Origin of the sequence: Paenibacillus sp., from assembly GCF_031177825.1 — a bacterium.
Taxonomy (GTDB): domain Bacteria; phylum Bacillota; class Bacilli; order Paenibacillales; family YIM-B00363; genus Paenibacillus_AE.
In genome coordinates this window covers 13,223-35,295 of the sequence record NZ_JAPSKE010000012.1, presented here as the reverse complement: position 1 = coordinate 35,295, position 22,073 = coordinate 13,223, and the positions used below count along the sequence as shown (strand labels likewise).

25 protein-coding genes and 1 pseudogene are annotated in these 22,073 nt (G+C 59.6%); 15 read left to right on the top strand and 11 right to left on the bottom strand.

Annotated features, from left to right (window positions below; genetic code table 11):
- Positions 1-3 precede the first annotated feature (3 nt).
- Both RIN49_RS15300 and RIN49_RS15295 read right to left on the bottom strand, forming a co-directional pair.
- Complete coding sequence (locus RIN49_RS15300) at positions 4-378, bottom strand: hypothetical protein (protein WP_309121034.1); 375 nt, start codon at positions 376-378, stop codon at positions 4-6.
- Positions 379-491: 113 nt separating this feature from the next.
- Positions 492-1,280 carry a M15 family metallopeptidase gene (locus RIN49_RS15295; protein ID WP_309121033.1) on the bottom strand — a complete coding sequence of 263 codons (789 nt, stop codon included), beginning with the start codon at positions 1,278-1,280 and terminating at the stop codon, positions 492-494.
- 132 nt (positions 1,281-1,412) lie between these two features.
- On the opposite strand from RIN49_RS15295, the gene RIN49_RS15290 reads away from it, so the two are divergent.
- The 4 genes from RIN49_RS15290 (at position 1,413) to RIN49_RS15275 (ending at position 5,231) form a co-directional block, all read left to right on the top strand.
- Complete coding sequence (locus RIN49_RS15290) at positions 1,413-2,762, top strand: MATE family efflux transporter (protein WP_309121032.1); 1,350 nt, start codon at positions 1,413-1,415, stop codon at positions 2,760-2,762.
- An 83-nt stretch (positions 2,763-2,845) separates the two neighbouring features.
- Positions 2,846-3,748 (top strand): ABC transporter substrate-binding protein, encoded by a 903-nt coding sequence (locus RIN49_RS15285; protein ID WP_309121031.1) that lies wholly within the window; start codon positions 2,846-2,848, stop codon positions 3,746-3,748.
- Positions 3,749-3,817: 69 nt separating this feature from the next.
- Positions 3,818-4,516 (top strand): amino acid ABC transporter permease, encoded by a 699-nt coding sequence (locus RIN49_RS15280; protein WP_309121030.1) that lies wholly within the window; start codon positions 3,818-3,820, stop codon positions 4,514-4,516.
- Positions 4,509-5,231, top strand: coding sequence for an amino acid ABC transporter ATP-binding protein (locus RIN49_RS15275; RefSeq protein ID WP_309121029.1), 723 nt, complete (start codon positions 4,509-4,511; stop codon positions 5,229-5,231). Before RIN49_RS15280 ends, RIN49_RS15275 begins: the two co-directional genes overlap by 8 nt.
- 123 nt (positions 5,232-5,354) lie before the next feature.
- Here the strand turns inward: RIN49_RS15275 and RIN49_RS15270 are convergent, their stop codons facing one another.
- Both RIN49_RS15270 and RIN49_RS15265 read right to left on the bottom strand, forming a co-directional pair.
- Positions 5,355-5,513, bottom strand: a complete 159-nt coding sequence (locus RIN49_RS15270; RefSeq protein WP_162388360.1) for a hypothetical protein — start codon at positions 5,511-5,513, stop codon at positions 5,355-5,357.
- A gap of 134 nt (positions 5,514-5,647) precedes the next feature.
- Positions 5,648-6,550: a L,D-transpeptidase family protein gene (locus RIN49_RS15265; RefSeq protein ID WP_309121028.1), complete on the bottom strand. Its 903-nt coding sequence runs from the start codon at positions 6,548-6,550 to the stop codon at positions 5,648-5,650.
- A 230-nt stretch (positions 6,551-6,780) separates the two neighbouring features.
- Here RIN49_RS15265 and RIN49_RS15260 point away from each other — a divergent pair, with 230 nt between their 5' ends.
- The 5 genes and pseudogenes from RIN49_RS15260 (at position 6,781) to RIN49_RS15245 (ending at position 9,961) form a co-directional block, all read left to right on the top strand.
- On the top strand, positions 6,781-8,025 hold the full coding sequence (locus tag RIN49_RS15260) for an ATP-binding protein (RefSeq protein ID WP_309121027.1): 1,245 nt from the start codon (positions 6,781-6,783) through the stop codon (positions 8,023-8,025).
- Between the two features lie 45 nt (positions 8,026-8,070).
- On the top strand, positions 8,071-8,721 hold the full coding sequence (locus RIN49_RS15255; protein ID WP_309121026.1) for a hypothetical protein: 651 nt from the start codon (positions 8,071-8,073) through the stop codon (positions 8,719-8,721).
- A 179-nt stretch (positions 8,722-8,900) separates the two neighbouring features.
- Positions 8,901-9,512 (top strand): YczE/YyaS/YitT family protein, encoded by a 612-nt coding sequence (locus RIN49_RS15250; RefSeq protein ID WP_309121025.1) that lies wholly within the window; start codon positions 8,901-8,903, stop codon positions 9,510-9,512.
- A 33-nt stretch (positions 9,513-9,545) separates the two neighbouring features.
- Positions 9,546-9,623 (top strand): annotated as a pseudogene (locus RIN49_RS28820) (FAD-dependent monooxygenase); the annotation flags it as partial.
- On the top strand, positions 9,623-9,961 hold the full coding sequence (locus RIN49_RS15245) for an NAD(P)-binding domain-containing protein (RefSeq protein WP_309121024.1): 339 nt from the start codon (positions 9,623-9,625) through the stop codon (positions 9,959-9,961). The pseudogene RIN49_RS28820 and the gene RIN49_RS15245, both read left to right, overlap by 1 nt.
- A gap of 739 nt (positions 9,962-10,700) precedes the next feature.
- Here the strand turns inward: RIN49_RS15245 and RIN49_RS15240 are convergent.
- A complete protein-coding gene (locus RIN49_RS15240; RefSeq protein ID WP_309121023.1) occupies positions 10,701-12,071 on the bottom strand; it encodes a SpoVR family protein in 1,371 nt (456 codons plus the stop codon).
- 7 nt (positions 12,072-12,078) lie between these two features.
- Entirely contained in the window at positions 12,079-13,233 is a 1,155-nt protein-coding gene (yhbH, locus tag RIN49_RS15235; RefSeq protein WP_309121022.1) for a sporulation protein YhbH, read from the bottom strand.
- Positions 13,234-13,578: 345 nt separating this feature from the next.
- Here yhbH and RIN49_RS15230 point away from each other — a divergent pair, with 345 nt between their 5' ends.
- Entirely contained in the window at positions 13,579-13,935 is a 357-nt protein-coding gene (locus tag RIN49_RS15230) for a response regulator (RefSeq protein ID WP_309121021.1), read from the top strand.
- Between the two features lie 352 nt (positions 13,936-14,287).
- Here the strand turns inward: RIN49_RS15230 and RIN49_RS15225 are convergent, their stop codons facing one another.
- Positions 14,288-14,671 (bottom strand): hypothetical protein, encoded by a 384-nt coding sequence (locus RIN49_RS15225; protein WP_309121020.1) that lies wholly within the window; start codon positions 14,669-14,671, stop codon positions 14,288-14,290.
- A 115-nt stretch (positions 14,672-14,786) separates the two neighbouring features.
- On the opposite strand from RIN49_RS15225, the gene RIN49_RS15220 reads away from it, so the two are divergent.
- Positions 14,787-15,167 (top strand): DUF423 domain-containing protein, encoded by a 381-nt coding sequence (locus RIN49_RS15220; RefSeq protein WP_309121019.1) that lies wholly within the window; start codon positions 14,787-14,789, stop codon positions 15,165-15,167.
- A 124-nt stretch (positions 15,168-15,291) separates the two neighbouring features.
- Entirely contained in the window at positions 15,292-17,202 is a 1,911-nt protein-coding gene (locus RIN49_RS15215; RefSeq protein ID WP_309121018.1) for a putative bifunctional diguanylate cyclase/phosphodiesterase, read from the top strand.
- A gap of 61 nt (positions 17,203-17,263) precedes the next feature.
- Here the strand turns inward: RIN49_RS15215 and RIN49_RS15210 are convergent, their stop codons facing one another.
- Positions 17,264-17,599 (bottom strand): hypothetical protein, encoded by a 336-nt coding sequence (locus tag RIN49_RS15210; RefSeq protein WP_309121017.1) that lies wholly within the window; start codon positions 17,597-17,599, stop codon positions 17,264-17,266.
- A gap of 164 nt (positions 17,600-17,763) precedes the next feature.
- Here RIN49_RS15210 and RIN49_RS15205 point away from each other — a divergent pair, with 164 nt between their 5' ends.
- Positions 17,764-18,066: a YunC family protein gene (locus RIN49_RS15205; protein WP_138195440.1), complete on the top strand. Its 303-nt coding sequence runs from the start codon at positions 17,764-17,766 to the stop codon at positions 18,064-18,066.
- A 57-nt stretch (positions 18,067-18,123) separates the two neighbouring features.
- On the opposite strand, the gene mtnA is transcribed toward RIN49_RS15205, so the two are convergent.
- Positions 18,124-19,185 (bottom strand): S-methyl-5-thioribose-1-phosphate isomerase, encoded by a 1,062-nt coding sequence (gene mtnA, locus RIN49_RS15200; protein WP_309121016.1) that lies wholly within the window; start codon positions 19,183-19,185, stop codon positions 18,124-18,126.
- Between the two features lies 1 nt (position 19,186).
- Positions 19,187-20,407: an S-methyl-5-thioribose kinase gene (mtnK, locus tag RIN49_RS15195; protein WP_309121015.1), complete on the bottom strand. Its 1,221-nt coding sequence runs from the start codon at positions 20,405-20,407 to the stop codon at positions 19,187-19,189.
- 168 nt (positions 20,408-20,575) lie between these two features.
- Between mtnK and RIN49_RS15190 the strand changes: the two genes are divergently transcribed.
- Positions 20,576-21,064, top strand: coding sequence for a Dps family protein (locus tag RIN49_RS15190; RefSeq protein ID WP_309121014.1), 489 nt, complete (start codon positions 20,576-20,578; stop codon positions 21,062-21,064).
- A gap of 79 nt (positions 21,065-21,143) precedes the next feature.
- Here the strand turns inward: RIN49_RS15190 and RIN49_RS15185 are convergent, their stop codons facing one another.
- On the bottom strand, positions 21,144-21,299 hold the full coding sequence (locus tag RIN49_RS15185) for an asparagine synthase (RefSeq protein ID WP_138195436.1): 156 nt from the start codon (positions 21,297-21,299) through the stop codon (positions 21,144-21,146).
- Positions 21,300-21,413: 114 nt separating this feature from the next.
- Between RIN49_RS15185 and RIN49_RS15180 the strand changes: the two genes are divergently transcribed.
- Positions 21,414-21,992 carry a DUF1802 family protein gene (locus RIN49_RS15180; RefSeq protein WP_309121013.1) on the top strand — a complete coding sequence of 193 codons (579 nt, stop codon included), beginning with the start codon at positions 21,414-21,416 and terminating at the stop codon, positions 21,990-21,992.
- The last annotated feature ends 81 nt before the right edge of the window (positions 21,993-22,073 follow it).

The following is a 22,073-nucleotide window of genomic DNA, read 5'->3' as shown; positions in this document are numbered from 1 at the left end:
CGATCACCAAAACGACTTGCGCTTATAACGCTCTTTCCGCGAGGCTTCCGCGGAAGGGGCGTTATCTCGTTCGGCCTCGTCGTCGACCCGGCCGGCCGCCGCGGACTGCTTCATGAACGGCAGCGGCAGCGGTTCGAGGGCGGCGGCGAGCTGGCGCCCCGCGCCGGAGGGCGGCATGGCGGCGGCCTTCAGCATGCGAAGCTCGGCTTGCATCTCTTCGATCATATGAAGCAGCCGCAGTTGGTTGCGCACGAGCGCATGCAGCAGCTTGCGGTCGTTCACGTCCCAAGTCGACGCGTTCATTCCCGCGCCGTCTTGATCTCCGGATTCGCCGAGCAACGCGCGAAGCTCCGCTTCCGTTAATACGTCTCTCATCATCGCCGATCCGTCCTCCCGTACCCGCCGGCCGTAAGCCGGGGCGAAATCGTTTTCTTCCTTTACCATCCAATGTACCATAATCGGACGAGCGGAGGAACGACTTCTTCTCGCGCTCATTGCGCCACGACGGGCACGGCGCCGGCGGCCATCTCCTCGAGCGTCAGATCGTACGTATGCGCGGACAAGGCGGCGGGGCGGCCGACGTACCGCAGATGCCACGGCTCGTACGCATAGCCCGTAATGTCCTCTTTCCCGCTCGGATAGCGGATGACGAAGCCGTACAGATGGGCGTGGCGAACGAGCCAGCGGCCCTCCTCCGTGTCGGCGAACGCGGGGACGAGCTTGTAATCGACGCTCGCCGAAGAGACGTCGAGCGCGAGTCCGGTCTGATGCTCGCTCGTGCCGGGCAGGGCGCTGTACCGCGCGGCATGAGCTTCGCCCTTCGTGCGTACATTAAAGGAGTAGAGCGCTTTCTGCGTTTCGTAAGAACGATAACCGGACACGCCGTACAGCTGCACCCCGTCCTCCTCGGCCGCTTCGAACAGCTTTTCGATTTCCCTGGCGGCCATATCGCGGAGGAGGCGCTTCTCGTGTTCGCCCTCGAAGACGAACGGAATGTCGGGCGCGACGAGATCGGAAGGGGCGTAGCCCGCCGGGAGCGGATGCTCCTTATTGACGACGACGGCGAGCTCGCCGGCGGTCCGTTCGTCGGCATATGGCAGACGTTCGCCTCCGGCGTCGGCCGGAATCGCGGACGGCTGCTCCGTCGTCGCCGACGCCGGCGGGACCGGGCTCGGCGACAGCCGGATCAGCGAGTCTTCCGCGGCGCGGTACAGAACGAATAGGAAGAACGGCGCGATCGCAAGGATGAGCAGTCGATGAAGGCGACGGCGAGGAAACATAACGAATCCCTCCTTCGAAACGGAAGCGGACGAAGCGCTTCTATCGCTAATGTATGCCGCTTGTCCGTATGTTAGAATGATGACACGTACGCTCGAGGGAAGGGCGGAACGACAAGGGGACTGCTGCAAATCATGCGTTATTGGAAAACGATTCTGGCCCTCGCGCTGCCGTCGATTCTCTCGTTCGCGACGATGACGGCGTCGGGCACGATCAACCTCATATTGGTCGGCAAGATGGGCGCGCTCGTCATCGCGATCGTCGGCGTATGCAATATCATTATGTACAATGCTTGGGCTTTGTTTTCCGGGCTCGGGCACACGATCAATTATTTAGTGGCGCAGAGCTACGGCGCCGAACGGATGGACCAGGGCATTATGCGAACGTATATCGCGCTGCTCGTCTCGGCCGTCATGGGCGCGGCGGTATTCGTCGTCGGCTTGTTCGCGTCGGGGCCGATCCTCGCGATGATGGGCGGGGACGCGGCGTTCGTGGCGGAGGGAACGCCGTATTTGCGGCTGCGGTTCGCGGCGATGGCGTTCTCGATCCCGATCTTCGTCTTTCACGGCTTCCTGCGCGGCGTCGGCGACACCCGCACCCCGATGATCCTTACGATTCTAGGGAATGCGGTAATGGTCTTCCTGACCTACGGCCTTGCGTTCGGCGAGTTCGGCTTGCCGACCCTCGGCCTCGCCGGCGCGGGCTGGGGCATGGTCGCGGGCGAGGCGGTCGGCTTGCTCGGCTGCCTGTACGTGTACTACGTCCGCATGGCGGGACGCTTCGGCACGCGCCGGCGGGTGCGGCCGTCGCTGTCCGAGACGAAGCTCATTGCGGCGGAGAGCGGCAAGCTCGGCCTGCAGGAGTTCGCGATGAGCGTCTCGATGCTCGTCTTCACCCGGTTCGTCATGGAGCTCGGCACGACGGCGGTCGCGGCGAACGAGGTCGCGCTGAACGTTATGTCGTTCGGCTTCATGCCGGCCTTCGCGTTCGGGGCGACGGCGACGATCCTCGTCGGCCAGGAGATCGGCCGGGGGGCGCCCGAGCTCGCCCGCAAGCTCGGCACGCACACCGCGCTGCTCGGCAGCTTGTTCCTGCTTGCGCTCGGCGCCGTCGAATTCGTCTTCGCCGAGTCGATCGCGCGATGGTATACCGACGACCCCGAGGTGTACCGCTTGACGGCGCATCTCATTCAGGTCGCGGCGTTCCTGCAGCTGTTCGACGGGTTTTACAACTTCTTCGGCGGCGGTCTTCGGGGCATCGGGGACACGGCGTATTTGCTGAAGGCGTCCGTCGCGCTTAACTGGCTGCTGTTCCTGCCGGTCGCGTATTTGGCGGTGTTCGTCTTCGAGTGGGGCAGCTACGGGGCATGGGTATCGTTGTATCTGTATATGACCGCGTTCGGCCTTGCGCTGATGCTTCGGTATTACCGTACCGACTGGTCGCAAATTCGGCTTAAGGAAACGGCTGGAAGCCCGTCAAATTAAGGTTGCAAGCGCCTGAACAGTGGTTTATAATCTTGAATCATATTTGCATAAATATGCGATGGACATTCGGGAGGGAGTAACATATGAAGCTTACTCAGAGAAAGAACAACACTTCTTGGTTCATATTGGCCATGGTATTGCTGCTTGCGGTATTCGTGAGCGCCTGCGGCGGAGGCAATGCGACGGACAACGGTTCGCAAGGCGCCGGCGGCGAGGAAGAGCCGCCGGTGGAGACGCCTGCGGATCAGCCCGATGCGGCGAACTTGCTCGAGGCGATCAAGGCGTCCGGCCAGCTGCGCGTCGGCACGAGCGCGGACTATCCGCCGTACGAGTTCCATGCGATCGTCGACGGGAAAGATACGATCATCGGCTTCGACATCGAGATTATTAAAGAGGTCGCCAAGGATCTCGGCGTCGAGCTCGCGCTGACGGACATGGGCTTCGACGGACTGCTGACGGCGCTGCAATCCGGCAACATCGACATGGTCATCTCCGGCATGACGCCGACGCCGGAGCGCGCGGAAGCGGTCGACTTCTCCGACGTCTACTACGTGGCGATCCAGAAGGTCATCGTCCGCGCCGAAGACAAGGCGACGTACACGACGGTCGAATCGCTCGCGGGCAAGAAGGTCGGCGCGCAGCTCGGCGCCATCCAAGAAGGCATCGTCACGGATCAGATGCCGCAATCGGAGCTTCGCGCGCTGTCGAAGCTGCCGGACCTCGTGCTCGATCTGAAGTCGGGCAACGTCGAGGCGCTCGTCGTGGAGGAGCCGGTCGCGAACGCGTATATCGCGGCGAACCCGGAGCTCGTTCTTGCCGATATCCAGCTCGAGCAAGACGAGGCGGGCTCCGCGATCGCGATGCCGAAGGGCTCCGCGGAGCTCGTCGAAGCGGTGAACGCGACGCTGAAGCGACTCGCGGACGAAGGCAAGATCGCGCAGTTCGTCACCGACGCGACGAACGCCATGGAGAACAAGGCCGAATAAGTGTGATGGGTGGGGGACAGCGGATGACCCGTTGTCTCCTTTTCCGTGTTAGGAGGAGGGGTGCCGACAATGGAGCAGAAGAAGAGCGTCTGGGAATGGATCGTCGACATTTTCGCGCAGTATCATACGTTTTATTTTGAAGGGTTGAAGTTCACGGTGCTGCTTGGCGTCGTGAGCATCGTGTTCGGCGTCCTCCTAGGCGTGATCGTGTCGCTCTTGCGCCTGTCGCGCATCGGACCGCTGCGCTGGATCGCCGCCGCGTACATCGACTTCTTGCGTTCGACGCCGTCGATCGTGCAGGTGTCGCTCATTTATTTCGGCGGTACGCAAATGTTCCCCAAGATACCGGATATGCTCGGCTTGCCGTCGGTATTTTTCTATGGGGTGATCGCGCTGTCGATCAACTCGTCGGCCTATGTGGCGGAAATTATGCGCGCGGGCATCTTGTCCGTGGACAAAGGGCAGATGGAAGCCGCGCGGTCGCTCGGCATGCCGCACGGCATGGCGATGCGGAACATTATTTTGCCGCAGGCGATCAAGAACATCATTCCGGCGCTCGGCAACGAATTCGTCGTCGTGGTGAAGGAGACGGCCGTCGTGTCGACGATCGGCGTCGGCGAGCTGATGTACAAAGCCGGCATTATTCGGGGCATTACGTTCAAAGGGCTTGAACCGTTCTTGATCGTCATGGTGTTCTATTTCGTGGTCGTCTTTACGCTTTCGAAGCTGGTCGGGCTGCTCGAGAGGAGGATGAGAGCCGGTGATTAAGGTTACTGGGTTGACGAAAAGCTTCGGAAAGACGCAGGTGCTCAAGGGGATCGATACGGAGATCGCAAGGGGCGAGGTCGTCGTCGTCATCGGTCCGAGCGGATCGGGCAAGAGTACGTTCCTGCGCTGCCTTAACCTGCTCGAGACGCCGACATCCGGGGAGATCGTGTTCGACGGCCTGGCGCTGACGGGGAAGAAGACGGACATCAACAAGCTGCGCGAGCGGATGGGCATGGTGTTCCAGCAGTTCAACCTGTTCCCGCATCTGCGCGTCATCGATAACATTACGATCGCGCCGAAGAAGCTGAAGGGGATGCCGGAGGCCGAGGCGAACGCGATCGCCATGAAGCTTCTCGAGCGGATCGGCCTGCAGGAGAAAGCGGCCGCCTATCCGTCGCGGCTGTCCGGCGGGCAGAAGCAGCGCATCGCGATCGCGCGGGCGCTCGCCATGCAGCCGGCCGTCATGCTGTTCGACGAGCCGACGTCGGCGCTCGATCCCGAGATGGTCGGCGAGGTGCTCGACGTTATGAAGGAGCTTGCGCGGGAAGGCATGACGATGGTCGTCGTGACGCACGAGATGGGCTTCGCCCGCGAGGTGGGCGATCGCGTCCTGTTCATGGACGGCGGCGCTATCCTCGAGGACGCTTCGCCCGAGTCGTTGTTCTCGTCGCCGCAGCACCCGCGGACGAAGGAATTCTTGAGCAAAGTGCTGTAAACTTGAAGAAGCCGATCCCTAAGCGGATCGGCTTCTTTTTTTGCTATACCTCGATCCCCCGAAAAAAAAGAAGCAGAGCGTCGCTCTGCCTCAATATCCTTATGCGGTCGCTTGGATGAAAGGTTAGGCTTCTGTGCTTTGGACGGCATGTTCCCAACTCGGGAAGTAGTACAGCGCATTGCGCAGCAACTGCGGGTGGCTCTGCTTCAGCTTCTTTTTGTTCAGCGAATCGCCGGTTCGGCGAAGCCGCCGAATTTCCTCGAGCACATCCACTACGCTCATGTCGGCGTCCATCGTTTCACCTGCCCTCGTGGGAAAAGTTGGTACATCCGGAGTATTCCCATTGGCTCGGAAAATAGTCTGACGATTCAAAATAATAATCCGCTTCCGGTGTTATGCAGGCGGGGAAGGGGCGTTCATAGCGCCCTCTCCACGAAAATCGTTCGCTTCGCAGCATCCCAATGGATTGACCACCCGGTTAACGTCGCCATGGCGCGGAGCGGGATCATGACGGTGCCGTCCCGGTTGCGGGAGGCGACCCCGAGCGACGCGGCTTCCCCGTCCAGCGTCGCTTCCGACGTCCCCGGGCGATGAACGATGACGCGGTCTCCGACGGTCGAGGCGACGAGGCCGGTCTCCGCGTCCCAATGCACGATGCCGCCGAGCAGCTCGAAGCCCTGTCTCAGCGGGATGTACGTCACGCCTTGGTACAGGAACAGCGGTTTTTGAAGAGGGAACCGTTGGCCATTGACGGAGAGGGAGGCGTCGAACGGGGCCAGCACCTCGTAATGATGTTTGACGGCCAACTCCTCGAACGTCTGCTCGGAAGAAGTCACGACGACCTTCGCGCCGACGTCGAGCTGCTCGAACAACCATTCGATGTCATCGTTATGCATCCGGATACAGCCGGCGCTTACATACTTGCCGATCGATTTCTCGTTATTGTTGCCGTGGATCGCATAGGTCGTGCCGACTGTATCCCCGACATGCAGCCCGAGCCAGCGCTTCCCGAGCGGGTTGGCCGGGTCGCCGCCGGGAATCTTCTCCTTGTAGTAGGGACGATTCTTGATTTTATTGACGATCGGGAACGTCCCTTCGGGCGTCAGCTCCTCGGTTTTCCCCGTGGCGACGGGGAAGATGCGCACGATTTCGCCGTCTTTGAAATATGCCAGCTCGTTCGTCGATTTATTGACGATCAGCAGCGAGTCGCCTTTCGTTTCGGCGGAGGCCGAGGCGGGCAACGTCCACCCGAATAGAGCGATCGTAGCCGCCGCCAGCAGCGCTGCCGCCAGACGTCTTTGTAAAGCGAGGGAAACCACCACTACACCTCCATATATTGTAAATTAGCGTCGCTAACCAATATATAGAAGAGGGTTCGTACATATGCCAACAATCCGCAGACGCCTTTTTTCGCTTCTTAAGAAAGCTAGAAGGGCCGGCGTTCGGACATTTTCGTCGAGAAAAAAAGGAAAATCCCTCGAACTAAAGAATCATTCTAATAGTCGCCGGAACGAGGCGACGGATCGGACTTCCGATAGGGGGATGGGTCATGCTTGGCTTCGAGAATCTCCTATTAGATTTCTTGTTTATTATCGTCAGCGTCTTCGGGTGGTCCTTCTTCTGGGCGGACCAAGGCAAGTGGTCCCCGATCGGCGCCGGCATCTTCTGCACTGCGGGCGTGTTGTTCTGCATGTCGTTCCCGTTCACCGTATTTCCCGGGTATATCTACGACCTCCGGATCGTCCCCTTGTTGATTGCGATCCTATATGGCGGCGTCCGTACGGGCGTCTTCGTCGCCGCCGCCTTAATCGCCTACCGCCTCTACCTTGGAGGGGACGGTCTAGTAGCGACGTTGTATTCCTATATCCCCATCATTCTCCTTGCGATCGCAAGCGTCTGTATCATGAAACGCGCCTCCCGGGATATTACCGTCACCGTCGGCGTTCTGCTCGCGTTCGTCGCCTCCGTCACCGTGTCCTTGGTCAGCGTACTCAAGATGAATGCGAACGAGCCGGGATATTTTTATTTCTTCGCGGTCTATTGTTCGTTGGTGACGGGATGCATGTGGATGTCGACGTACCTGATCGAGACGCTGCGGGACAACGCCCGGATGCGCAGCGAATTGCAGCGATCGGAGAAGATGCATGTGCTCGGGCAGCTGGCCGCCACGATCGCTCACGAAATTCGCAATCCGTTGACGGTGACCCATGGATTCATTCAACTGCTGCGGTCCCGATCGAAGAACGAGACGGACGTGAATTATTTGAATTTGGCGTTGGAGGAGTTGAGGCGGACCGAGACGATCATCTCCGATTACCTGACATACTCCAAGCCGCACACGGAACCTATGGAATCGCTGAACGTGAAAGAACAAATCCGTAACGTCGCAAGCATGATGGAGCCGCTCGTCGTCTCCAACGGTCATGCGATGGACGTCCAAGCGGAGGAAGCATTGTATGTATTCGCCGAGCCGAAGCAATTTTCCCAAGTCCTCGTTCATTTCATCAAGAACGCCGTCGAAGCGATGCACCGGAGCGGCCGGTTGGTCATTACCGCCTACAAGCGCAAAGATCAAGTGGTGATCCGGCTGGAGGACACCGGCTGCGGCATGTCGGAGGAGCAGATCCGCCGTCTGGGGAATCCCTTCTATTCGACGAAGGATCGGGGAACGGGGTTGGGCTTAATGGTCAGCTATCGCATAATCGAGGCCATGAGGGGGAGCGTAAGCGTGCGGAGCGAAGTCGGCAAGGGCACCGTGTTTACGATAACGCTTCCGTCGGCTTGGAACGAATAGGAGCGGGGAGATGCGGATGAAGTTAGCAGGGGCGGGGGAGTCGGAATGAGAGTTCGTTGGGCGGGGACGATGAGCCTCTTAGGCGGCGTTTATTTTATGGTTAGCGGCATTGCGTTCGCAGTCGCCCATGGAAGCACGACCTATAACCGCAACGATCCATGGCTGGGCGTCAGCGCGGTCGAGCTCAGTCAATTCATGTTTCTGTCGCCGCTCTTCTTCTTCATCGCGTTGTTAGGCTATGAAGAAAGCTTCGAGAAGGTCGGGAGAATGGGCCGCGTCGGTCTTCGAACGGCCCAAGGAAGTTGTTTGCTGCAGTCGGTTTCGTTTATTTTGCAAACGAACATTGTCGATCCGCTGACGGAATGGAGATCGCCTGTCGTCGTCGGCGGTTGGCTGCTCTTCCTGCTGACGGTGCTGTCGTTCGTCGTCGGCATGTCGCTTTGGGGGGCGGCGCTTGCCGTCCGCCGCGCCCTTCCGAGGGCGGAAGCGCTGTTGTTTCTGGCGGTCGGCGTCTGTTCCTTGGGCGCTTTATTGTTGGAATTTTGGATCAGCGAAACCTCGGACGGCAGCTTGATGTGGGAGATCGCCATCGGCGTGAAAAACGTGCCGCTCGCTCTATGCTGGATGGGATTAGGCGTTGCGTCGCTCTCCAGGGCGGGGCGAAGGGGCGATGGGTTCGGGAGTATGAGGGCGTAGAGAAACCGATGCGAACCGTGTACGCCGTAACTGGCGCTACGGTCGGCGGGATTTTCGCGGCAGGGCCGCCTTCGCAGGTTCGAAGGCGGTCCTTTTTTCGCGGGATCGGTTAGGTTTTTGCGGGGAGACCGCGTATACTATGAAAGTTCGCCCACCACCTTAGAGAAAGGCTGCTTCCGATGAAATGGATCGCACGAACGCTGTTCTTTCTTTTCGGCATCTTCCTCATGTCTTTCGGCATCGCGCTGATTATCAAAGCGGGGCTCGGCGCAAGCGCTTGGGATACCCTGTTCGTCGCGCTTAGCGAAACGACGGGGTTTACCGTCGGCACCTGCGTGTTCATCGTTCAGGGCATCCTGCTGTTCCTGAACGCCGCGCTCGTCAGGCGCCCGCCCGAATGGCTTTCCCTGGCGACCGTCATCGTCAATAGCGTCGCAATCGACATTTCGCTGTTACTGTTGCTCGAGCATTTCGCGCCGACCGGCATGGTCTCTTATGCCTCGCTTGGGCTCGGCATCGCGTGCATGGCGGCGGGAGTCGCGATCTACGTCCCGAGCGGCTTTCCGAAAAGCCAAATCGACGGCCTGATGCTCGCGCTTCACGCTCGGTTCGGGTTCGGTCTCGGCGCCTCGCGCATCGCCGGCGAGGTTGCCGCGCTCGGCATCGCTCTTCTTCTCGGCGGCGCGATCGGCATCGGGACGCTCGTCGCGACGCTGCTCGTCGGCCCGTTGATTCAGACGTTCATGCCGTTCGGGAAGAAGGCGCTCGCCCGACTTGTCGGGACTCGATAACCACCCTAGAATGACGCGGGAGGTGGACACGTAATGGAAGAGGTTATTGGGATCGGCGGGGGACCTTGCGGTTTATCAGCTGCCTTGTCTTTACATGAAAGAGGAATCCGATGTTTGGCATTGGAGAAAGGGGCGATCGTGAACTCGATCCTATCCTTTCCCTCGTTTTTTCCTCAAACGGGCGTGACGGGCATCGACGACCCGTGGAAAACGACTTCGTCTTTTCGCTGATCGGCTACCAACCCGATGCGGCGTTGCTGCATAGCCTCGGAATCCGATGGGACGAAAGCATGATTCCGGCGTTCGATCCGGAAACTTATGAAACGAATACCCAGAACGTATTCGTAGCGGACGTCGTGAACGGCGGGATTGCGAATCAGGTGTTTATCGACGACGGACGGCTCCATGGCCGGGAAATCGCCGATACCCTACAATCCAGATTCAGATAATGAATGGAATGTTCCGTCATACTTAAGAGCTGCCTTCGCGGAAGAGGGCAGCTTTTGCCGTTTGTAAAGCCGTCCGAAATTCCGGCCGTAGTCGCATACCGACGGACGGTAAAAGTCAATGTGCCGTGGCGTAAAACAACTTCAGATCATACCCTACTCATTATGGGAAAGGAGTGGTAGGGTTGTCCACGGCTGGATCCAATATCAGGCTGGAGTTATTTTCAGGCAGGAACTTCACGGGAAGGCGCCTAATCGTACGCGGCGGGGCTTTGGCCGTTACGGATGCTAGACAAATCCGTTTTAACGGTCAACTTTCGAGTTTTCGGTTAGACCGGAGGGAAGACGAAGAAGTCGTTACCCTAGTGCTATGGTCGAGAACCCACTTCAGAGGCGATCGGCGCGTATATCGCGGCGCTATGAACAATGCTTCTTTAGGTTTATTCGATAATAGAATGTCTTCTTTCGTTCTCATCGGGCGCACATTATCGGATAACGAAATTAATTATATCGAAAGGAACGGCACTCCCCCGAATGCGAGCTTGACGACGATAGGGCCGCGCCGATAGGAAGCGATCTGTGGGAAAAGCGAGGTTAAGGCGAGGCGACTTGCGACGCTTCCCAGCGGAAGCGGTTGTTCAAGTTCTTCGTCGCAGAGGGCGAACGTTTCGTAGTTATGCCTCGGTAATCGTTCATACAGAGAAGAGCCGCCTGTCGCGTCACGGATCAGGCGGCTCCCTCTTTATATAAACCTTCGATGATGCTTCTTCCCGTCGTAGGTGAACACGATCTTCTTATCCTCGACGATCGTCTCCAGATGCACCGTTCGGCCCCAGAGCTGGTTCACGTACGGGAGCGTACGCTCCATGTATTTGATGTCGAGCTCGACGCCGTCGTACTCGTGCTTCAAATACAGCTCGCCGTTCTGGATGTAGTCCCCGTCGAGCACGCGGATGACGGGGAAGCCGCCGTTGACGCGCGAAGCGACGAGCTGGTCGCGCACGCGTTCCCACGCCTTATCCGTGATGAGCCACTCCTGTCCGCGCTTCTCGAACACGTACAGGTCGAGGTCCTCGACGAGCTCCTTCGTCAAGTAGTTGCGAAGGAACGACTGGTCGGAATTCAGCTCGCGCACCTCGAACATGTAGTCGCGGCCGAACCGCTTCTCAATATCCTCGAAAATCTTATACCCCAGATAATACGGGTTCAGCTGGTGGCGCGACGGCACGACGACGGAGGAATTCAGCTTGGAATATTCGATCGTCTCCTCCGGGGTCAGGTCGAGCTCCCGCAAAATGCGCGTGTGCCAATAGGACGCCCAACCTTCGTTCATGATCTTCGTTTCGATCTGCGGCCAGAAGTACAGCATCTCCTCGCGCATGACCGTCAAGACGTCGCGCTGCCACGCCGGCATGCCGCGCGCGTACTGCTCGATGAACCAGAGGATGTCTTTCTCCGGCTCCGCGGGGAAGCGGGTCTTCTCCGGTTCGGCTTCGGCCGCGGCGGCGGCGCGCGCCTCCTCGTCGAGCTCCCACAGATCGCCGTACGGATCGGGCGCATCGACCTGCGGCTTTCCGTCGCTTTTGCGCGCCTCCCCGGGCCGAGCCTGCCGCGTCAGGCTCGGGTCGATATGCTCCTGGATGCCGAGCACCGCGTCGAGGAACCGCTCGACCGCTTCGGTGCCGTATTCGATCTCGTAGCCGCGGATGCGCTCGGCCGTCGCGGCCATGCTCTCGACCATGTCGCGGTTCGTCCGGGAGAAGCGGACGTTGTTCTTGAAGAAGTCGCAGTGTCCGAGCACGTGCGCGACGATCAGCTTGTTTTGAATGAGCGAGTTGCCGTCGAGCAGGAACGCGTAACACGGGTTCGAGTTGATGACGAGCTCGTAAATTTTCGACAATCCTAGGTCGTAGTGCGTCTTCATTCGATGGAAGCTCTTGCCGAAGCTCCAGTGGCTGAATCGCGTCGGCATGCCGTACGCCCCGAACGTATAGATGATGTCGGCGGGACAAATTTCGTATCGCATCGGGTAGAAGTCTAGCCCGAAGTTTCGCGCGATGTCCGTAATTTCCTCGATGGCGGCTTCCAGTTGTTTTTGTTCCTCCGCAAGCATCTGTCGGTTACCCCCCCACGGTCTCCTTTTTGCCGAAAAAGTGTCTAAGCGCCTTATACACCTCGCCCTTTTCCTTAATGATGCTGTACATAAAGCCGGGCTCGTTAATGTTGCGATACGCGGACATGAGCGTGCTGCTGCGGTTGTATTGATTCACCTCGCCGTAGCCGAACAGGTTGCAGCGCGTGAGCAGCTCGCGGATGAGCTTGACGCAGCGCTCGTTGTCGCTCGTCAGGTTGTCGCCGTCGGAGAAGTGGAACGGGTAGATGTTATACTGCGACGGCGGGTACCGCGCGTCGATCAGCTCGATCGCCTTCTGGTACGCGGAGGAACAGATCGTGCCGCCGCTCTCGCCCTTCGTGAAAAATTCTTCTTCGGTCACTTCCCTCGCCTCGGTGTGGTGCGCGATGAACACGATCTCCACGTGTTCGTATTTGCGTCTCAGGAAGCGGGTCATCCAGAAGAAGAAGCTCCGCGCGCAATACTTCTCGAACGATCCCATCGAACCGCTCGTGTCCATCATGGCGATGATGAGCGCGCTCGATTCGGGCTTTCGAATCGTCTCCCACGTCTTGAAACGGAGATCGTCGGGCGAGATGCCGCCGAAGCCGTGAACGCCGCGCGTCGCGTTGCGCTTCAAATTCTCGAGCAGCGTGCGCTTGCGGTCGATGTTCGACATCATGCCCTTCTTGCGCACGTCGGTGAAGCGGGTATCCTCCGTCTGCACGATTTGCTTTTCTTTGCGTTTCAGATCGGGCAGCTCCCAGTCCTCGAACAGAACGTTCTCCAGCTCCTCCATGTCGACGTCGGCTTCGTACACGTCCTCGCCGGGCTTGTCGCCGGCGCCTTCGCCCTTGCCCGGCTGCTGGGCGGGCTGCGGGTCGCGGCCGAGCACGTCGCCGACCTGGCTGTCGCCGTCGCCTTGACCGACGTGCTTGCTCTTACTGAAGTTGTAGCGGAAGCGGAACTCGTCGAGGCTCTTGATCGGGACGCGCACTTGCTTGCGTCCGTCCGACAGCACGATGCTCTCGTCCGAGACGATGTCCGACAGATTGCGCTTCAACGCGTCCTTCACGCGCTGCTGGTGTCGCGATTGGTCTTCGTACCCTTTGCGATGCAGCGACCAGTCCTCCTGGGATACGATAAACAACGGCTCCGTCATAAAGGGTGCACCCCCCATGGTGAATGAAATCGGAAATGGGTCTTGTATTCACTATATGCGGGAGGGACGGGGGGAATGAGTGAGGAATGGCATCGCCGATCCGGAAACGAAAAAAGAGGCCTTCAGGATCGTGCTCCGGCCGGCCTCCGAGAATGTCAGTCGGTCGTTCGTTTTGCACGGTGCAAAGGAGCGATGCGTTTGAAATCATGCATTTTGTCATTTTCCGCTCAAACGAAAGATAGGAATTCCCATCGGTTGGAATGAGAAGCCCTTCCTATTCGTCGCTGGACAAGCCGGAGGTACAATGGCTGTAACGAAACGGACGAAGAAGAAGGAGTGAAATGATTGGCGAGAATTCTAGTCGTGGACGACGCGGCGTTCATGCGGGTGTTGATCCGAGACGCCTTGGAGTCGAGGGGACACGAGGTGGTCGGGGAGGCGGAGAACGGGGAGGACGCCGTACGACAGTTCGTGCGGCTGAAGCCCGACGTCGTTACGATGGATATTACGTTGCGGGAGTCGAACGGCTTCCACGGGCTGCAGCGCATCCGGGCCATCGAGCCCCGGGCTAAGGTGATACTGTGCAGCGCGTTAGGACGGCGCGGGGTGGTCCTGGAGGCGATGGCGTCGGGCGCATCGGACTTCCTGATCAAGCCGTTCCATGCGGAACGGGTCGTGCAGGCGGTGGAGGCGCAATTGTAAGGGAGAGAAGGGTTGTTTCTTAAGCGGGCGACCCGCTTGGGAGACAGCCTATTTTCGTGGGTGAAAGTGTGCGGGCAAGCTTCCGGCATTGGATGAGTCGGGGTTCTTGTTGAGAAGGTCAACTCGATAGAGTGCGAACGGGAAAACCTCCCGCTCAAAACCCGGAATCCTCCTCCGAAACGACCTTACACGGGAAATCCTCCGCCCTATTTCGCTTTAACCGAGGTTTTCGGTCAATTTCTCGCTAATAAGGAGGAGTTTTTCCCGTTCGTTGAGCGGCTGCCGCCAAGATCAAGCTAATGAAAGGGAGGATTTCCTATTCACATAGGCATCGACAGCCCCTCCCCGGCGTTTACTGGAATGTGCCCGGCAGCGCCGGAGCCGCCAGCATGCCGATCATCATGATGACCATGACGAACAGGACGACGAGCGAATTGAACACGAGCCCCAGAATCGAAAACAGCTTGAGCCGTTCCTTCTGGAACAGGCCGACGAGCCCGAGCACCGCGCCGACGAGCGCGGTCAAAATAAAAAGAAACATAAGCCCGATGACCGCCAAGAAACCGCCCATGCCTTCCGGCAGCACCCCGGCCTCGACGCCGTTCAAGAACGCCGGGTCGTTCGCGAAGCCGGCGGCGAGGACGCTCGCGCCGATCGCCGAGCCGATGATGCCGAGTACGGAGACGACGGCGAGGATGAACGAAGCGATGCCGATTCTTGAATGTGTACGTTCCAAGAGGGGACCCTCCTTTCCTCTTTTCATAGAGTATATCATGAAAAAAGTTTCCTTTTTTCATCCGATGCATTATCATTTTAACCAACGGGAAGGCCAGATAGAAAGGGAGATTTTTTTGGCGACGAGAACATGGGTGGCGGCGGGAGCCGTCAGCGCTTTCCTCAGCGTGGCGATCGGCGCGTTCGGCGCGCACGGGCTGCAGCTCGAGGATTATTACGCGGACATTTACGATACGGGAGTGCAATATCACATGCTGCATGCGGTCGGGATGCTGATCGTCGGCCTCTTGGGCGGCTCGCTCCATCGCCCGAAGCTGCTGTCGTGGGCGGGTTGGGCGTTCGTCTTGGGGACGGCGTTGTTTTCCGGCAGTTTATATGTGCTCAGCATTACGGAAATTTCGTGGCTCGGCGCGATTACGCCGCTCGGAGGCGTTGCGTTCTTGACCGGCTGGGCGTGCGTGCTGAGCGCCGCCTTGGTCTCGCGGAAGGAAGGATGAGCGGAATAATTTTCGGGCAGGCAGGATTTCGACCCCAAGGCGACAAATTATTACATGATTCGACTTTACAGCGCTTCACATTCGACCAGCCTCCGGCGTCGGCTCGCGCGAAAGGATTTCAACTATGCGTAAACTTCCATTCCTCAACCCGAAGTCGCTGACTGTCATTGCGGTGGCGGCGCAAGCCGCCGCCTTCTTCGTTTGGCTCGCTCAAGGAGGAGGACACTCCCCGCCCGATCGGGCGTATGCGTGGATATCGGCGACTTTTCTCGTCGCGGCCGCCGTCGGGATCGTATGGCGCTCCCGCAACGAGAAAGCCGACGAAGCGTCGGTCGAACGGAAGTTGGCGCAGAAGGACGAAGTGTTCACGTCGCTGTTCGATTCGATTCCCGTGGCGATTACGCTGCTGGATCGGTCCGGCGCGTTCGTCCGGACGAATCCGGCTTCCCGGAACATCTCGGGATACGCGGAGTCGGAGGTCATCGGCAAGTCGTTCACGGAATTCATCCACGTCAATCATTTGAACGAGACGATGCGGCGCTTCCAACAGACGCTCGGCGGCGACGTCGCGTCGTTCCACTCCGTCCTCGTGCTGAATACCGGGTTCCCGGCCGACATTCACGTGACCACGCTTCCGATCAAGGACGACAAGCGGAAGATTACGGGCGTGATCGCGATCTACGAAGACATTACGAAGAAAAGGCAAACGGAAGAACGCATCAAGCATATGGCGTATTACGACGACTTGACGGGGCTGCCGAATCGCCGGCTGTTTCGGGACATGGTCTCGGAATATTTGGTATCGGCAGGGGACCGTACCCGGATCTACGTCGTCCTGCTGAACGTGGACCGCTTCAAGCTCGTCAACGGCTCGCTCGGTCAAGACATCGGCGACATGCTGCTCCTGCAGCTGGCCGACCGGTTGAACCGGAGCGTATCCGACTTCGGCATGGCGGCGCGCATGGAAGGGGACGAATTCGGCATCCTGTTCCGCGACAGCGGCGGCGCCGTACCGCCCGGCGACCTGGCTCGCCGCATTACCCAAGAACTGGAAGAGCCGTTCCTGATCCAGGATTATACGCTGCACATCTCTACCAGCATGGGCATCGCCGTCGGCTACGGCGGCTCGGACGAAACGGTGCTGTTAAAGAACGCCGGGATTGCGCTCTCCAAGGCGAAGGAGAGGGGCAAGAACGGTTACGAGCTGTATACGCCCGAGATGGACGAGCTGTACTTGTCGAAGTTTACGATGGAGAACGATCTTCGCAAGGCGATTCAAGACGAGGAGTTCGTCCTCGTCTATCAGCCGCAGGTCCATATTCCGTCGTTCGAGATCGTCGGCGCGGAGGCGCTGATCCGTTGGCGGCATCCGGAACGCGGCATCGTCTCGCCGGGCGAATTCATCCCGATCGCGGAGGAGACGGGCCTCATCGTGCCGCTCAGCGAATGGGTCATTCGGGAGGCATGCCGGCAAAACCGGGCTTGGCAGCTCGAGGGGCTTCCCCCGATTCCGGTATCCGTCAACTTGTCGGTGCGGCAATTCCTTCAGCCGAACTTGACCGAGCGCGTCGCGGCGATTCTAATCGAAACCGACCTTGCGCCGCAATATTTGGAGTTGGAGATTACCGAGAGCATGACGATGGACGTGGAGTTCGCCACGGCGGCGCTCATGCGTCTGAAGGAGCTGGGCCTTCGCATCTCGATCGACGATTTCGGCACGGGCTACAGCTCGTTGAACTACTTGAAGAGCTTCCCGGTCGACAAGCTGAAGATCGACCGATCGTTCGTCCGCGACATTATGGACGACCCGAACGACGCGGCGATCGTGCGGACGATCATTACGATGGCGCATCATCTGGGACAGACGGTCATCGCGGAGGGCGTGGAGACGGAGGAGCAGCTGGCCTACCTTCGCACCTACGGCTGCGACGAGCTGCAAGGTTACTTATACAGTCCGCCGTTGTCGCCCGAGAAGCTTCGGGATCGGCTGCGATCCGAAGCGAACCGCGCGAAAGACGAAACGTCGACGGCGTAACGGCGAGAAGGGGCGATGCCGGTCATTCGAAAACCGAATGGCCGAAGCATCGCCCCTTTCGTTAGAACCAGAGACCGCCTTGGGGGCCGCCGTACGGTCCATATGGGCCGTAAGGGCCGAAGGGACCGCCGTACGGTCCGGGTCCGTAGCCGCCGTACCCGTAAGGCACGCCGGCGCCGATCGCCGCGACGTCGAACAGAAGCAGCGGGAGCAGCGCCTTCGTCCGAACCGGGGCGGACTTCCGCTTCCCGCCGGCGGCGCAGCTCGGAGCGACGTACAGTCGCTGGCCGGCGATGCGGACGAGCGTGCCGGACACCGTCTTGCCGTCCTTCATCTTGACGACGATCGGACCGCCGACAAGCGACTTCGCCTTAGAGGCTATATTCGATCGTTGCATCCTCTTCATCTCCTCCCTATCACCATCAGCATATGAAGCGCGACCCGCCGAGCCATGGACAGACGGTCCCCGGAATTGGCCCGAATTGCGCCAGCCCTCACGAGGCGAATCCTTTCGCATATATATGGGAAGAAGGAAAGCGAGACGAAGGGAGGCGAATACGGATGATGCGGATGGTGCCCATGACTATCGGAGGACACGCGATGATCGGCATCGAGGTGAAGCTGCCGAAGACGAACCTCGTCGCCGTCGCGACCGACCGGGGGTATATTATGTGCGGAGCGTTGGACGTCGCCCTGCTGAACGAACGTCTGAAGGACCGCGGCATCGTCGCGGGACGCGCCGTCGGCGTCAAGACGCTCGAGGAGCTCGTGAACGCGCCGCTCGAGTCGGTGACGATCGAAGCGGAGAAGCTCGGCGTGCAGGTCGGCATGAAGGGGGCGGACGCGCTATTAAAGATGATCTGAACATAGAAAATGCTGCCCTCCGATTTTCGGAGGGCAGCATTTTTTTACGAAACTCGACTATTCGAACAGGCGGCGCAGGTTGTCCGCGTAAGGGGCGCGAACGATTCCCTTCTCGGTAATGATCGCCGATACGTATTCCGCCGGGGTGACGTCGAACGCCGGGTTGTACACTTTCACGCCTTGCGGCGCGGTGCGCTTGCCGAAGCCGACGGTCACTTCGTCCTCGTGCCGCTCTTCGATCGGAATATCGGCGCCCGTAGGCGTGTTCAGATCGATCGTCGACATCGGACAAGCGACGTAGAACGGAATGCCGTGCGCCTTCGCGAGCACGGCTACGCCGTACGTGCCGATCTTGTTCGCGACGTCGCCGTTCGCCGCGACGCGGTCCGTGCCGACGATGACCGCTTGGATCCAGCCCTTGGACATGACCATCGCGGCCATGTTATCGGTAATGAGCGTCACGTCGATGCCCGCGCGCATAAGCTCGAACGCGGTCAACCGGGCGCCCTGCAGCACCGGGCGCGTCTCGTCCGCGAACACGCGCAGGTTCCAGCCCTTCTCCTTCGCCAGATACATCGGCGCCGTCGCGGTGCCGTAGCGGGCGGTGGCGAGACCGCCGGCGTTGCAGTGCGTCAAGACGCCGTAGCCGTCCTCGAACAAGGACAGCGCGTGCTCGCCGATCGCGCGGTTCGTCTCCTCGTCCTCGGACTGAATGACGATCGCCTCCTGCAGCAGGCCTTCCTTGATCGCCGCGGCGTCGGCTCCGGCTTCCGCCAGCTCCGACGCCTTGCGGACGAGCCGGTCGAGCGCCCAGAACAGGTTGACGGCGGTCGGGCGCGACGACGCCAAGTAATCGCGCTCGCGCTTCACGGCGTCGAGCAGCTCCGGCACGCCGCCGACGGCGTCCCGGACGCCGAGATACAGTCCGTACGCGGCGGCGATGCCGATCGCCGGCGCCCCGCGCACCTTCAGCTCCTTAATCGCGTCCCAGACGTCCTTCGACGCGACGAGCTTCAAATAGACGACTTCCTCCGGGAGGAGCCGTTGATCGAGCAAGTCGAGATGATCCGCGTTCCAGCGGACCGATTGCAGCCAATTGTCATGGTTCGTAGCAGTCAATTCAGTTGCCTTCTTTCGATGCAAGATGGAGGTTTGCGACAGCGAGCATCTGACCGATCGATCCCGCCGTCCGGTGCCGCTTGATAAGATCGGTGCCGATCGCGAGCGCGACGCGGCGGGCGCGGTTGCGGCGCGCTTCGTCCGGGATGCCGTCGATGTCGGCGACGTGGGCGAGGCCGACGATGCGGCGGACCATCTTCGCGCCGGCGTAGCCGAACGTGTCCTGCAGCAGCTCGGCGAGGAACGCGTCCAGGTAACCGGATTCCCGCAGCAGACGGTCGACGCAGTGCTCCGCCCATAACGCGCGGAAGCGCGTCTCGAACTCGTCCCACACCTGCTGGACCGTGTCGAGCAAATACGCGCGGAAGTCGCCGAGCTTCGACGGATCGTCCATGCGTCCCCCCTGCGCCACGGCGTTCAGCAGCAGGTTCGCCAGCACGGCGCCGATATCGAAGCCCATCGGCCCGTAGTAGGCGAACTCGGGGTCGATGACTTTCGTCGACGTCGGCGTGACGAAGATGGAGCCGGTGTGCAGATCGCCGTGCAGCAGCGCCTGCCCCTTGGTCAGGAAGCCGTAGCGCAGGCGCGCGACCTCCAGATGAAGCTCGCGGTCTTCGCGAAGCGACGCGGCTTCCTTCTCGATCGCGGGATCGTAATTATTGTTCGCCGATACCGTATACGGATCGTCGAAGATCAAGTCTTCCGTAATCTTGCAAAGCTCGGGATTGATGAATCGCCCGGTCTTCAGCTTCTTCTGCTGCTGGTTCATGCCGAAATCCGACGTGAAGAACAGCGTTCGCGCGAGGAACTCCCCGATATGGCCGGCGAAGAGCGGATATGCGTTGCCTTCGATAAGGCCTCGGCGCATGATGACGTGGTCGCTCAAATCCTCCATGATCGTCAGCGCGAGCTCCGGCTCGTATTCGTACACCTTCGGCGCGAGGCCGGGCGCGAGCTCGCCTTGGATCATCAGCGCTTCGCTCTCGATGCGGGCGCGGTCGAGCGTCAGCGGCCACGATTCGCCGACGACCTTCGCGTACGGAAGCGCCTGCTTCAGGATCAGCCCTTTGCCTTGGCCGGACTCTTGGATATGGAACACCAAATTCAAATTGCCGTCGCCGATCTCGCGTACGGTCAGGTTCGCGCCGGGGGCGAAGACGCCCGGTACGGCGCGAGCCCTTACAATCGCTTCGGCTTCGGTTAACGGATGGTATGCGCTCATGGTTCGGATCCCGCCTTTTCTAAAGACATTACCTCTTAGTATAAGACAAGCGGGGCTCGGAAGAAAATACATTTCGCGGCGTTGTGATAAGATCCGCTGCTTCGTTGCAAAATAATGGTACTCGAAGAAGAAAGCAAGTCATTCGAACAAGAGGAGGAAGCGGAACTCATGACCCCAAACGCAACGCTCGACCGGACTCTGTCCGCTCAAGGCTCGGGGACGACGCAGAACGTCGTCGCGTTCCTGAACAAGCAGATCGCCAACTGGAACGTCTTATTCGTCAAGCTGCACAACTACCACTGGTTCGTGAAGGGGCCGGTCTTCTTCACGCTGCACCTCAAATTCGAGGAGCTGTACAACGAAGCGGCGCTCCACATCGACGAGCTCGCGGAGCGGGTGCTGTCGATCGGAGGCATGCCGCCCGCGACGATGCGGGAATACCTCGTCACCGCCTCGATCGGGGAAGCGGCGGGCGGCGAGAAGCCGGCCGATATGGTGCGGAACATCGAAAACGACTTCCGCGCGATCATCGCCGAGCTCGAGCAAGGGATGGACATCGCGCAGCAGGCCGGCGACGAGGCGACGTCGGACATGCTGCTCGGCATTCGTTCCTCGCTGGAGAAGCATGCATGGATGCTCCGGTCGTTTAACGAATAGCAACTTTTTATGTATAATGAAAACACCTGCTGCCGATGTCGGGCGCAGGTGTTCTTCATTTTCGCTCCTGGCGGCTTGATTATTTGTGTTCGATCAAGTCGATGGCGCCGAGCACGATGTGGGCGAGCCCGAAGCCGAGGATTCCGTAGCCGACAGCCGGGTTCCGCTTGAGCATCGCAGCTCCCGTCGTGGCGACCGCGGTGCCGAGGATGGCCGGAATTAATCCTTCGCGCATGAAACCGTCACTCCTTTGGCGAGAATGATGACTGCGATATTAGAATGGGGAGAGACGGGCATTTCGATACGGAACGGCCCTTGCATTGTTTTACCGGGGAGGCGGATACATAGCATGAGCGAAAATGCGACGGCGGCGCTGAAGGAATGGGCGTCCGCGGTGGAAGCGTTTCTTGGCGGCGATACGATTCTCGCCTTGCGCAAGGGCGGGATTCGAGAGGAGACGCGCGATTTCGAATTGACGAACGAATCGTTTTATTTTTTCCCGACCTACGAACATCAGAAAGAGCATCTATTGAAAGAGCCGTACCGGCGGCTCGTCGCCGCGACGAAGGCGGAGTGGACGCCGGACGCGCCGGTCGTGCCCATCAAAGCTTGGGCCGAAGCGGTCGAAGATCTGCTGATCGAGGACGAGGAACGCCTGCGAGCGTTGTCTCCATATCATATATGGACGGACGATTACGCCTCCGAGCGGCTTCATTGGAAGCGGACGAAGCCGCTGCATTGCCTGCTGCTGCGCGTATATCGGTTCGAGGCGCCGATCGATGTGCCTAACGACCCGGGGTTCGCCGGATGCAAGTCCTGGGTACGATTGCCGATCGGCGCGGACCGAGCCGCCCTCGGGCGACCGGTCTTGTCCGACGAAGCGTTCGCGCGGAAGGCGGCGGACATCCAGGAAGTTTTAAAAAGGTAAGAGTTTTCGCGCAAACGAGCGATTTTCCGGCCGCCCTTGCGAATTGGAATAATTCTATATTAAAATTAACAGTTGAGAATC